10 protein-coding genes and 2 pseudogenes are annotated in these 11,899 nt (G+C 37.4%); 8 read left to right on the top strand and 4 right to left on the bottom strand.

Going from position 1 to position 11,899, the window contains the following annotated elements; translation table 11 throughout:
- The first annotated feature begins 52 nt into the window (after positions 1–52).
- The 5 genes from HMPREF0013_RS21395 (at position 53) to HMPREF0013_RS21375 (ending at position 5,684) form a co-directional block, all read left to right on the top strand.
- Entirely contained in the window at positions 53–244 is a 192-nt protein-coding gene (locus tag HMPREF0013_RS21395) for a hypothetical protein (protein WP_005804665.1), read from the top strand.
- Between the two features lie 272 nt (positions 245–516).
- Positions 517–1,809 carry a DcaP family trimeric outer membrane transporter gene (locus HMPREF0013_RS21390; protein WP_002116353.1) on the top strand — a complete coding sequence of 431 codons (1,293 nt, stop codon included), beginning with the start codon at positions 517–519 and terminating at the stop codon, positions 1,807–1,809.
- Positions 1,810–1,987: 178 nt separating this feature from the next.
- Positions 1,988–3,637 carry a phosphoethanolamine transferase gene (locus HMPREF0013_RS21385; protein ID WP_005072860.1) on the top strand — a complete coding sequence of 550 codons (1,650 nt, stop codon included), beginning with the start codon at positions 1,988–1,990 and terminating at the stop codon, positions 3,635–3,637.
- Between the two features lie 14 nt (positions 3,638–3,651).
- The gene (locus tag HMPREF0013_RS21380) at positions 3,652–4,326 is read left to right on the top strand and encodes a DNA-binding response regulator PmrA (RefSeq protein WP_002116411.1); all 675 of its coding nucleotides are present in this window, start codon (positions 3,652–3,654) and stop codon (positions 4,324–4,326) included.
- Positions 4,327–4,349: 23 nt separating this feature from the next.
- A complete protein-coding gene (locus tag HMPREF0013_RS21375; RefSeq protein WP_002116013.1) occupies positions 4,350–5,684 on the top strand; it encodes a two-component system sensor histidine kinase PmrB in 1,335 nt (444 codons plus the stop codon).
- Position 5,685: 1 nt separating this feature from the next.
- On the opposite strand, the gene HMPREF0013_RS21370 is transcribed toward HMPREF0013_RS21375, so the two are convergent.
- Complete coding sequence (locus tag HMPREF0013_RS21370; RefSeq protein ID WP_002116051.1) at positions 5,686–6,393, bottom strand: phosphatase PAP2 family protein; 708 nt, start codon at positions 6,391–6,393, stop codon at positions 5,686–5,688.
- Between the two features lie 69 nt (positions 6,394–6,462).
- On the opposite strand from HMPREF0013_RS21370, the pseudogene HMPREF0013_RS25030 reads away from it, so the two are divergent.
- A pseudogene (locus tag HMPREF0013_RS25030) lies at positions 6,463–6,552 on the top strand (hypothetical protein); the annotation flags it as partial.
- A gap of 139 nt (positions 6,553–6,691) precedes the next feature.
- Here HMPREF0013_RS25030 and HMPREF0013_RS21365 read toward each other — a convergent pair.
- Together HMPREF0013_RS21365 and HMPREF0013_RS21360 are read right to left on the bottom strand one after the other, a co-directional pair.
- The gene (locus tag HMPREF0013_RS21365; RefSeq protein WP_002116320.1) at positions 6,692–7,879 is read right to left on the bottom strand and encodes an ammonium transporter; all 1,188 of its coding nucleotides are present in this window, start codon (positions 7,877–7,879) and stop codon (positions 6,692–6,694) included.
- Between the two features lie 303 nt (positions 7,880–8,182).
- Positions 8,183–9,067, bottom strand: coding sequence for a LysR family transcriptional regulator (locus tag HMPREF0013_RS21360; protein ID WP_002116103.1), 885 nt, complete (start codon positions 9,065–9,067; stop codon positions 8,183–8,185).
- Between the two features lie 117 nt (positions 9,068–9,184).
- On the opposite strand from HMPREF0013_RS21360, the gene HMPREF0013_RS21355 reads away from it, so the two are divergent.
- Both HMPREF0013_RS21355 and HMPREF0013_RS21350 read left to right on the top strand, forming a co-directional pair.
- Positions 9,185–10,090 carry an AEC family transporter gene (locus HMPREF0013_RS21355; RefSeq protein WP_002116189.1) on the top strand — a complete coding sequence of 302 codons (906 nt, stop codon included), beginning with the start codon at positions 9,185–9,187 and terminating at the stop codon, positions 10,088–10,090.
- A 96-nt stretch (positions 10,091–10,186) separates the two neighbouring features.
- A pseudogene (locus HMPREF0013_RS21350) lies at positions 10,187–11,193 on the top strand (molecular chaperone DnaJ).
- A gap of 32 nt (positions 11,194–11,225) precedes the next feature.
- Here the strand turns inward: HMPREF0013_RS21350 and HMPREF0013_RS21345 are convergent.
- The gene (locus HMPREF0013_RS21345) at positions 11,226–11,897 is read right to left on the bottom strand and encodes a hypothetical protein (protein ID WP_002116346.1); all 672 of its coding nucleotides are present in this window, start codon (positions 11,895–11,897) and stop codon (positions 11,226–11,228) included.
- Between the last annotated feature and the right edge of the window lie 2 nt (positions 11,898–11,899).

Below are 11,899 nucleotides of genomic sequence, written 5' to 3'. Positions count from 1 at the left end.
AACTTTAATATTGCTCAAGCAGTGATCTAAGCTTTATCTACTACCTTTGTCTATGTTTTTAAAAATGTATATTTTTAGCTATTTAAATGCTCAATTAATTGTGCCATCTTGTGTGGGTAGCAAATGGAAGCTAAATGGAGAAAAAATGGATTTGGATAACAAGAAAAATCATGTGAATCAATCAAAATGGACAGAAAAATGTTCAATTAGATTGGTTATTAGCCTAAAGTCTAAAAAAGAATAATGAAATAACGATTTAATCATTCTATAAGATAAGAGAGTTGTGTAGGATTCGTTACAACATGAAGTTAAGGTAAAAATCTGTAAATCAAAGTATGTTTTTTATGTCTTTGTTTATAGGTTTTAGTCTTGCACAACGTTGAAATTGGTTTTGGTTGCGGTAATAAAATTAATGTAACCAATGTGGAGGAGAGTTGATTTTTTAGCTCCTAATTTAATGGCGTAAATCAACTTGGCATGGATAGGCAACATAAAATATATTTTTAGGAGTTTTTGATGGATCTATTCCTTAATCGTAAATCTTTCGTTATTAAAAGTTTAGCTCTTACAGTTACAGCTTTAATGATGAGTGGGGCACATGCTGCGACTTCCGACAAAGCGGAAATTCAACAGCTTCGTAAAGAAGTTGAAGCGTTAAAAGCTTTAATTCAAGAACAACGTCAAGTTCAGCAACAACAACAGCAAGTACAGCAACAACAGCAAGTACAGTTAGCTGAAGTTAAGGCACAACCTCAAGCTGCTGCACCAGCTTCTCCATTAGCATCATTAAAATCTAAAACTGGTGCTGATGTGAATCTATATGGTTTTGTTCGTGGCGATGCTAACTATATTATCGAAGGTGCGGATGGTGACTTCGCTGATGTAAGTAAGTCTAATGGTGAAGCAAAAGATAAATTGCGTGCTACTGCTAAAACGACTCGTCTAGGTTTAGATTTTACTGCTCCTGTAAGCAATGCCAAAGTTGGTGGTAAAATTGAGTTGGACTTTGCAAGTGGTGACAATAACAAATCTGAAAACGTACGTATTCGTCATGCTTACTTAACTTATAACAACTGGTTGTTTGGTCAAACTACATCTAACTTCTTGGCGAGCCACGCACCAGAAATGATCGACTTTTCGACGAACATTGGTGGTGGTACAACACGTATTCCACAAGTACGTTATAACTATAAATTAGCTCCTGCGACTCAATTATTTGTTTCAGCTGAGGAAGGTAATAGTTCAGCAACAGGTGACTCAGTTAAATATAGATTACCTGTATTAACAGCTAAAATTACTCAAGGTTATGCTGGTGGTAATGGTAATGCTTCTGCTCGAGCTTTTGTTGAAAACTACAAATCAGGAAAGGGCGATGACCAGACTGGGTGGGGCGTTGCTGCAGGTACTGACTTTAAAGTAGCAGATCCTTTAAAACTCTTTGCTGATGCTTCTTATGTTGTAGGTAACAGTAACTACTTATATGGTAGTAATTCTGCTTATACTTTAGTTAATGATAATATTGAGCAAAATGAATTTGTAGCTGTACAAGTGGGTGGAACTTATAAGATTTTACCTAACCTACGTGCTACTTTAGCATACGGTGCTCAATTCGCTGATGATGGCACAGACTATGCTAAAGCATATACTGCGGGTAATGAAAAAGTTCAGCAAGCATGGCTCAACGTCATTTATACACCAGTTAAACCAATTGACTTAGGTATTGAATATGTTAATGGTAAACGCGAAACCTTTGCTGGTGATGATTACAAAGACAACCGTGTTGGTTTAATGGCTAAATACAGTTTCTAAAAACAATATTTAGTTAAAAGCTCAAAAGACGAGGTTAAATCTAACCTCGTCTTTTTTTATATAAATTAAAAGAATTAGCATGCTTTAAAGCTTCTGAATTAGATCATTTTTTATTTAAGTCATTTTTAAGTTTCAATTTCTACATTAGAGCATCATAAAAAGATTGTAGTCACCCAAGATGCTGAATTTTTTTTCTACTTTAAAACATAAGCAGATTTCGCTGTTTATGTTTAATTTGATTATAGCCATTTGGTTAGGGGCAATTCTAAATATTGGTTTTTATCACCAAGTGCATCTTTTAACTCCATATTTTGGAATAAAGGCTATTCTATTTTTAGCTGCTACAGTAGTTATTGTGGTTGCTGCTTATTATGCGCTTTTACAGATTTTAAACTGGAAATGGACCGCTAAAATTTTTGCAATTTTACTCATCGTGATTGGTGGTTTTAGCTCTTATTTCGTCAATACATTAGGTGTAATTATCTCACCTGATCAGATTCAAAATATGATACAAACTGATGTATCTGAAGTTTCTGATTTAATTTCATTACGTTTCGGGCTTTGGACAGTTTTCTTTGTTGTTTTGCCTATTATTTTAATTACTCTGGTAAAGTTTAAAAAAGAAAAAGTATCTTACTTATTAATGAAAAAGCTTGGTTCGATTGTAGCCTCATGTGCAATCGTGGGTGTTTTACTATTTGTTTATTATGTTGATTTTGCATCTATTTTTCGTGAGCATCGTGATTTGAAAGGTATGATCTCACCACAAAATAGCATTTCTTCCTTAATGTCTTATTACCACAAAATGGCACCTAAGAAGAACTTGCCACTTATACATTATGGAGAAGATGCTCATCAAGTTCAGCAAGTACAAAGCAACTTGCCTAAATTAATGGTTCTCGTTGTTGGTGAGACTGCCCGTGCAGAAAGTTTTGCATTAAATGGTTATTCGAAAAATACGAATCCGGAACTTTCTAAACAAGATATTTTGAATTTTTCCCAAGTCAGCTCATGCGGTACAGCAACTGCTGTGTCGGTTCCATGTATGTTCTCTGGAATGCCTCGTGTTGACTACGATGAACAACTAGCAAGTCACCGTGAAGGTCTATTGGACATTGCTAAACGTGCGGGTTACCAAGTAACTTGGATTGATAATAACTCTGGCTGTAAGGGCACTTGTGATCGTGTTGAACAGTACAAAATACCAGAAAAGTTAAAGCAAAAATGGTGTAAAGATGGCGAATGCTATGACGATATTTTAATTGATAGCTTAAATGAGTATTTAGCGACTATTCCTAAAGAAGACACTCGTCCGCGACTCATTGTTTTACACCAAGTCGGAAGTCATGGTCCAGCCTACTACAAGCGTGCACCTGCCCAATATCAACCGTTTAAACCGACTTGTGATACTAATGCGATACAGGGTTGTTCTCAAACAGAGTTATTAAATAGTTATGATGACACAATTGTATACACAGACCATGTGTTAAGTCAGATCATTAATAACCTAAAAGAATTATCGAAATATCAAACAGGTTTATGGTATTTATCTGATCATGGTGAATCAACGGGTGAACATGGTTTATATTTACATGGTTCACCATATGCAATTGCACCGACCCAACAAACGCATGTACCAATGATAATGTGGTTTTCTGATAGCTGGAAACAACACAACCTTGCACAAGTGAGTTGTTTAGGCCAACAAACTAAAGAAAAGTTAAGTCAGGATAATTTATTCCCAAGCTTACTGAGTTTGTTAGGTGTAAAAACTCAGGTCATCAACCCTCAACTGGATATGCTGCACTCTTGTGCCCATGTGAATTAAAGCGAGCCTAGAACATGACAAAAATCTTGATGATTGAAGATGATTTTATGATTGCAGAGTCAACAATAACGTTGCTGCAATATCATCAATTTGAAGTGGAGTGGGTCAATAATGGCTTAGACGGTCTGGCTCAGTTGGCTAAAAATAAATTCGATTTAATTCTTTTGGACTTAGGGCTACCTATGATGGATGGCATGCAGGTCTTAAAGCAAATTCGCCAAAGAGCAGCAACTCCCGTCTTAATTATTTCAGCGCGAGATCAGTTACAAAACCGTGTTGATGGCTTAAATCATGGTGCAGATGATTACTTGATCAAACCATACGAGTTTGATGAGTTACTTGCCCGTATTCATGCGCTATTACGCCGTAGTGGCGTAGAGGCTCAGCTTGCGAATCATGAGCAACTATTACAAAGTGGTGATCTGGTTTTAAATGTTGAGCAACATATTGCAACGTTTAAAGGACAGCGTATTGATTTGTCTAATCGTGAATGGGCAATTCTGATTCCTTTAATGAGTCACCCAAATAAAATCTTTTCTAAAGCAAATCTTGAAGATAAGTTATATGATTTCGATAGTGATGTGACCAGTAATACGATTGAAGTATATGTACATCACCTGAGAGCTAAACTCGGGAAAGACTTTATCCGAACGATTCGAGGATTGGGTTACCGTTTAGGGCAATCGTAACTTAATTTTGGAACTTCATAACAGTGCATTATTCATTAAAAAAACGACTGATTTGGGGCACCTCAATTTTCAGTGTCATCTTAGGTTGTATATTAATTTTTAGTGCGTATAAAGTTGCACTGCAAGAAGTTGATGAAATTTTAGATACCCAAATGCGTTATTTAGCTGAACGAACAGCTGAATATCCATTGAAAACGGTAAGCAGTGAGTTTGATTTTCATAAAACTTATCATGAAGAAGATCTATTTGTAGATATTTGGGCTTATAAAGATCAAGCCCATTTATCACACCATCTCCATTTATTGGTTCCACCTGTTGCACAAGCTGGCTTTTACTCACATAAAACCAGTAACGGCTTAATCCGTACCTATGTTTTACCGTTAAAGGATTACCAGATTCAGATTAGCCAGCAAGAAAAGGTTCGTGAGGCTTTTGCTTGGGAACTTGCAGGTAGCATGTTCATTCCATATTTGATTATCTTACCATTTGCGATTTTTGCTTTAGCTGCAATTATTCGTCGTGGGCTGAAGCCCATCGATGACTTTAAAAATGAACTGACTCATCGTGATTCAGAAGAACTGACACCTATTGAAGTTGTAGATTATCCTCAAGAATTGTTACCCACAATTGATGAAATGAATCGACTTTTTGAGCGCATTTCTAAGGCACAAAATGAGCAGAAACAGTTCATTGCAGATGCAGCCCATGAACTTCGAACCCCTGTGACTGCTTTAAATTTACAAACTAAAATTTTAATTAGTCAATTTCCTGAGCAGGAATCGCTGCAAAATTTGAGTAAAGGATTAGCGCGTATTCAGCACTTGGTGACACAGCTTTTAGCGCTAGCTAAGCAGGATGTATCTTTAAGTGTGATTGAACCGACGAGGGCTTTTCAGCTTAATGATGTCGCTTTAAATTGTGTTGAACAGCTTGTTAATCTGGCTATGCAAAAAGAAATCGATTTAGGGTTTGTTCGTAATGAACCAATTGAAATGCATAGTGTCGAACCAACAGTTCATTCAATTATTTTTAACTTAATTGATAACGCAATCAAATACACGCCTCATGAAGGGATGATTAATATTTCTGTTTTCACTGCTACAGATGGCGATGCGTGTATACAAATTGAAGATAGCGGCGCGGGGATCGACCCAGAACATTATGATAAAGTTCTAAAACGTTTTTATCGTGTACATCATCATCTTGAAGTGGGGAGTGGTTTAGGTCTATCCATTGTTGACCGAGCAACTCAACGTTTAGGTGGGACTTTGACACTAGACAGAAGTTTAGAGCTTGGTGGACTTTCGGTTTTGGTTAAACTTCCAAAGATTTTACATGTTCACGAAACAAGGACTTGAGTTAGACAAGTTCTTGTTTGATTCGTTTTTCAAACTCAAAGCGATGAATACAAACGGTATAAAATAAGATATTTACGGCCCAAATGACCCAACCAGTCCATAAATTATGACTCAAGAAATGTGCTCCACGCATCATTTGTGCCCATCCCATCATAAAGCCTAATAAAATGCCTGAAATGAGATAAAAATAGGCACGTTTGGGTTGTTCAAGACGATAAACAAAATAACCTGTCATTAAAATAAAGCCAGCGCTTGCATGGCCGCCCGGAAAACAATGCCCATGCTTAGCAGTAAAATCCCATACATAACTTAAAGCAGTCGGATGAACCATATTCCAAGGGCAGGCATGAGCTGATTGTGATTTTAATAAGCCAACCAGTGCGCTGCCAACCATGCTCACAAAAAACATATAACCATATTGCCAGCGATAAAGCTTTAATTTCTCAACTTTAAATGATGCAAGCCATAGACCCAAAAAGATGACATAAATGCCAGTAATGATCTGCTTTACAATCTCATGATTAAGTCTTTCCAGATACCAATTGTCTCGATTGAAAAAATGACCCGTTGAATCGATCCAAGGTTGGATGAGGTACATATCAATTTTCCCACCCACTGGAAAAATGATTAAAAGCAGAAAAAAACTGAAAAACAGAAGAATGATATTAATCTGGAAAAATTGTTTTTGTTGATTCATGCCATGCAACATCAATTAGATTGTGAGTAAAGGCATTACATAAAATAAAACTTAAATTGCTCTTAAACTAAATTTAATTTCGTGACCAAAATGATGAATGGATGTATCCATTCACAACCTGTTGAGCATAAGAAGTTTAAAGTTTTTGCAAATTATTTGGATAGTAATAAATAGGGAACAGGTTTTGTGAATGGAAATGGTTTTGGTCTTGCGTAGCTTTAGACGCTACTCATGCCGAAACAAAAGTAACGTAATTGACTGATATTATTTGCTATTATAGAGGAAAATACTCTGCCGTGCCTACACAGAATTAGAACATACCTTCTTCAGAGTTTGCAGAAATTTTATGAATAGATAAATCTGCACCTCTAAACTCATCTTCTTGAGATAAACGAATGCCAATAGTTGCTTTAAGTAAACCGTAAACAATAAAGCCGCCAGCAAGCGCTATAGCGATCGCGAGCGCTGTTCCGATGAGTTGTGAAGCAAAAGATACGCCGCCTAAGCCACCAAGCCACTGTTGACCAAATAAACCTACTGCGATACCACCGAATGCGCCGCATACGCCGTGTAAAGGCCACACACCTAACACATCATCAACTTTAAGTTTGTTTTGAGTATAGGTGAATAGATACACAAACATGGCACCCGCTGCACCACCAATAACAAGTGCACTGATTGGATGAACAATGTCAGAGCCTGCACAGATTGCCACTAAACCAGCAAGTGGACCGTTGTGTAAGAAGCCTGGGTCATTTTTCCCAATCGCATTTGCTGTAATTGTACCCCCAATCATTGCCATAAGTGAGTTAATGGCAACTAAGCCAGAAATAGCATCAACACGCTGAGCACTCATGACGTTAAAGCCAAACCAGCCTACAATCAAAATCCATGAACCAAGCGCCAAAAATGGAATAGAAGAAGGGGGATGAGCACTTACACGACCATCTTTCTTATAACGACCAGAACGCGCCCCTAATAAAATGACAGCAGCAAGTGCAATCCAACCGCCCATGGCATGAACTACGACTGAACCCGCAAAGTCGTGAAAAGCTGCGCCAAAGGTTGTTTCTAACCACTTTTGCAGACCGTAGTTACCATTCCAGACCATACCTTCGAAAAATGGATATACCAGCGCAACTAAAGCGAGTGTGGCAATTGCTTGTGAACGCATTTTTGCGCGTTCAGCAATACCACCTGAAATAATGGCAGGAATTGCCGCAGCAAAAGTGAGTAAAAAGAAGCAACGCATAAGGTTATAGCCATGATCACTTGATAAAACCGTACCATCATGGAAGAAGTGCTGGCCATAAGAGATGTAGTAGCCAACAAAGAAATATGCGATTGCAGAAAGGGCAAAGTCAGTCAGAATTTTACTAAGTGCGTTCACCTGATTTTTATGGCGAACCGTACCAAGTTCCAAGAATGCAAAACCTGCGTGCATGGCAAGAACCAAAACAGCACCAAGTAATAAGAAAAATAGATCTACATTTTGCATAGCATGCTCGAAAAAAGTGCTAAATTCCATTTTGGAACAAATCTGGGTCTGTAAATTGCACCAAAATAGATTTAAGGAATCTAAAAACCTAAGTTTGTCGAAACAAACTCAATTGCATAAAAGTGAATATGCAATAAGCGCACCAATTTGGATTAAATAAGTAGTTTTTGGCGATAAATGGTGCGTTGATTTGGTTAAAGAGGGGCAGTTTTGGCGCTTTTTACGTTACAAATCATCTAATGCACTTATAAATCGACCTGAAAGAGTTCGTTATCAAGGTTTAAAAAGAGTCACCCATTTTTATTAATGATCTGACCAAACCGATTGTGCGACTTCAATAAAAGCTTTCGCAGCGGGACTCATGTGCTTTTTATTTTTGACCGCGAGACCAATAGAACGTTTAAGGTTCGGTTTAAAAGGGCGTTTAACCACGTGGGGATAAAGTGAGAGTAACTCTTTGGTGAGCACCATATCAGAGACAATCGAAATCCCTAACTGGTTATGGACCATGCTTACGATACTTAGAATTTGTGAAACATAAAATTTGATGTCTGGTTTCACATTAAAGTTTTTTAAAATTAATTCGACCTGATGACGACTACCTGCCATTGTCATAATAAAAGGGCAGTTTTCTAGTTGTGCTGGATCAATATAGAGCTGCTGCGCAAGCGAGTAACTATTCGGAATTAGGGCCACAAAACGATCTTCAATTAAAGGGAATGTATCGAATCGCTCATCTGGCATAATTAAAAAACCAACTTCAATACGCCGTTCTAATAACCACTGGGCAACTTCTTTATCTTCACCTTCATCAATATAAATCTCGATTTTAGGGTAGCGTTGCCGAAAGCTTTCTAAAATTTCAGGCAATAGATAAATAGACGATGAAGCCCCAAAAGAACCAATACGTAATGTTCCTTCGTTTAAACCATGGATGGCAGCCACTTCTTTTTCTAATGTATCGGAAATACTCAATAACTCTTTTACATGGGTTAATAACTGCTGACCTGTCGTAGTCAGCTCAATATCACTTTGGGATCTTGAAATCAGGTTAATGCCCCATTGTTGTTCTAATGATTTAAGCGCATGGGAAACAGCCGACTGTGAAATTCCCAGCTTTTCTGCTGTAGCAGTAAAGCTTTTTAGTTCAGCAATGAGTGCAAAAATTTCAAGTTGGGTAAATGTCATGTTGTATTTGTTATGAGTAAAAACTCATTTTATCATGAGTTTTCATTATCTTTAATATATGAGTAAGCCAAGGTCATTGCTAAAAACAGCAAGCCCAAACAAAACTCGAGTAAAGAAATGAATAGTATTGTTTTATCTCTTTTTCCTTTAGTTGCATTAATTGTATCGGGATACTTATTTAAAAAATATCGATTTTTTAGTGATGAGTTTTGGGCTGGGGCAGAGAAGCTTAATTACTATATTTTATTTCCAGCTTTGCTTTTTAGTACGCTATCGACCACAAAAATTGATTTACAAAGCTTGAGTACAGCCATCATTGCGATGTTGATTGTGGTTCTTGCAGTGACTGCCTTTTTATACATACTCCGAATGTTTTGGCACATACCACCCGCACGTTTTGGTGTGCATGTACAAAGTATGGTTCGCTTTAATACCTATATTGGTTTAGCTTTAGTGACTTCTCTTTTTAAAAATGAAGGAATGGCAATACTGGCGATTTTATTGGCGCTCTGCATTCCGCTTGTGAACGTTATTTCGGTGCTTGCTTTAACTTCTAAAGAACACATGGCAATTAAAACTGTTTTGATTGCACTCCTTAAAAATCCTTTAATTGCATCGTGTGTGGTTGGGGCAGCAGTCAATGCGCTTCACATCCCGATTTGGGAAGGCTTTAGTCAGTTTATTAAGCTTTTTTCAGTGTCGAGTCTGCCATTAGGTTTGTTATGTGTTGGCGCAGCTTTGCAGTTTATGCAAATTAAAAAAGATATTGTGGTATTGGCAGCAGACACGTTTGCTCGACTTTTAGCAGTACCTGCTTTGGCTTACGCGGTCTGCATGTGGTTTGGTTTGCCAAGCTTACAAACTCAAATTCTAGTTATTTTCTTTGCGTTGCCGACGGCTTCTGCTTCATACATTTTAACCAAAGTTTTGGGTGGAGATAGTCAGCTCATGGCAGCTGTAATTAGCTTTCAAACCTTATGTGCTGCCGTGACTTTGCCACTAGTGATTTGGTGGATTTCTTAAGATATAAATCTTTAGATTGACTCGTATTTAAAGAATGCTTTGCTACCTTCCTCATTTGATTATTGCTACACTTTTTTCTTTTACAGGTGGATGAGTATGTCCTTTGATCTCAAAGTGAGCTTGCAGCAAAGGTCTGAGCCATCTGCACAGCAGAAAAGACTGAACCGCCTGATTGATAAAATAGAACAGCAAAAAGTTAGTCTGAGCACATGGCAAAATGCACAAGCTGAGATTCAACAGCACATTCGGCAAAAACTGATGTCTGTGTATAACGATTTACATATAGTGCTATTTCAACAGCTAGAGCAACTTTGGAATATGTTACATAGCCATGAGTTTTCCAAAGCAGACATGCAACAACTAGACGAAAAAATTGCTCAGCTAGCACAAATGTTGAAGTGCTCTAAAATGCTGTCTACTGAACAGTTGGAGCTGGTAAAGCAGATCGATACCTTTTATCAGCAACATGCGGGGGATTCGGTAAAAAAGCTCAGTCAATAAAATTTGAATATGATGAAAGTGCTGAGCAAGGCTCAGAATTTGAAGAAGACTTTGAACAGTATTCTGCCGAGCAACAACAAGCGCGGGAGCAAGCCAAACAGCAAAGACAACGACAAAAACGTGAACAAGCCGAGCAAATGGCAGCTCAGTCACTCAAAACAGTTTATTTAAAAATTGCCGCGATGATTCACCCAGACCGTGAGCAAGATGAAACCAAAAAAGAAGAAAAAACTGAGTTGTTCCAACAAGCAAGTCTGGCCTACGAAAAGCAAGATTTGTTTTATTTACTTAAACTCCAGTTACAGCTTGAACAGAATAAGGGGCTAGGTGCTAAAGAACTATCTGCCGAGCAATTGAGGTTTTATAAACTGGCTTTAGATGCACAAAGTCAGCAGCTTGAAAGCCAAATTGCTGAGATTTTGGATTCTTTTCAGTTAGCCAAGAATGTAAAAGCAGAGCATGTACACATTAGTGATGTTTATAAAGCTGTAGATGCAGACTGTGTTGAATTAAAGCAGCAGTTAAAGTGGGAAAAGGAGCGTTTAAAGCATATGAAAAAGGTGAGTGGGGTGAAGATGCTGTTGGGGCATGGGGTTTTGTAAACCCTCTCCTGAGTGGAGAGGGGTAGAGCCAATCAAAAAACATTTCCAACAATTTTTGATAAATCGACATCACGAGTGATATACCATTTCCAAAATGCAGAGAAAGGGAATTCAGGGTCACACATAACCTTTAACTTTTCTATTCTCAGATTTTTTTCAGAAGAAGTTAGTATCAATGAATCATCCAAAAGCTCATCCTTAATAATTAAGAGTTTAGTTTGATATTTCTGTATCTGCTTTATTAAAGTGTGCCTACTTATACCTTTTAAAGCTGTATTCGTATCATTAAAACATTGGTCAAGAAGTTTAATTGTAGATTCAATTTCGATAGTACTTGCTAAATTACCAACTGTTACAATTACTTTATGGTCATCGTTATTGACTATTGGGCAGTGTAACTCAATAGCTTGAGCTACATCTAAAGTCTGGCAACAATCTATAATATTCTTATATATATTGGCTTTAATACCATTACATCGAACACATGCGTAGAAAAGATTATTCCAATCATATTTTTTAATAAGGTCGCCTTCGTGTGGATCACGGTGCTCAATATTTACGTCAGAGAATCCTTTTCTTTCGCATAGATAACATTTAGAAAAAAATATATCTTGAAGTACTTCAACAACATCAGTAGCACGGTAGTCTTTAGTAGATTTTGTTAAGCTTTTAGGAAAAGTATCAGGTCTAATAACTGAAAACATGA

It is taken from the genome of Acinetobacter sp. SH024 (assembly GCF_000163635.1).
Lineage (GTDB): Bacteria > Pseudomonadota > Gammaproteobacteria > Pseudomonadales > Moraxellaceae > Acinetobacter > Acinetobacter pittii.
This window is presented reverse-complemented; position numbering and strand designations above follow the sequence as displayed.

What these genes read in the sequence shown, in the direction of transcription:
- HMPREF0013_RS21365 (WP_002116320.1), bottom strand. Translation starts at nt 7,879, where the DNA reads ATGCAAAATGTAGATCTATTTTTCTTATTACTTGGTGCTGTTTTGGTT.
- HMPREF0013_RS21355 (WP_002116189.1), top strand. Translation starts at nt 9,185, where the DNA reads ATGAATAGTATTGTTTTATCTCTTTTTCCTTTAGTTGCATTAATTGTA.
- HMPREF0013_RS21360 (WP_002116103.1), bottom strand. Translation starts at nt 9,067, where the DNA reads ATGACATTTACCCAACTTGAAATTTTTGCACTCATTGCTGAACTAAAA.
- HMPREF0013_RS21370 (WP_002116051.1), bottom strand. Translation starts at nt 6,393, where the DNA reads ATGTTGCATGGCATGAATCAACAAAAACAATTTTTCCAGATTAATATC.
- HMPREF0013_RS21345 (WP_002116346.1), bottom strand. Translation starts at nt 11,897, where the DNA reads ATGTTTTCAGTTATTAGACCTGATACTTTTCCTAAAAGCTTAACAAAA.
- HMPREF0013_RS21380 (WP_002116411.1), top strand. Translation starts at nt 3,652, where the DNA reads ATGACAAAAATCTTGATGATTGAAGATGATTTTATGATTGCAGAGTCA.
- HMPREF0013_RS21385 (WP_005072860.1), top strand. Translation starts at nt 1,988, where the DNA reads ATGCTGAATTTTTTTTCTACTTTAAAACATAAGCAGATTTCGCTGTTT.
- HMPREF0013_RS21390 (WP_002116353.1), top strand. Translation starts at nt 517, where the DNA reads ATGGATCTATTCCTTAATCGTAAATCTTTCGTTATTAAAAGTTTAGCT.
- HMPREF0013_RS21395 (WP_005804665.1), top strand. Translation starts at nt 53, where the DNA reads ATGTTTTTAAAAATGTATATTTTTAGCTATTTAAATGCTCAATTAATT.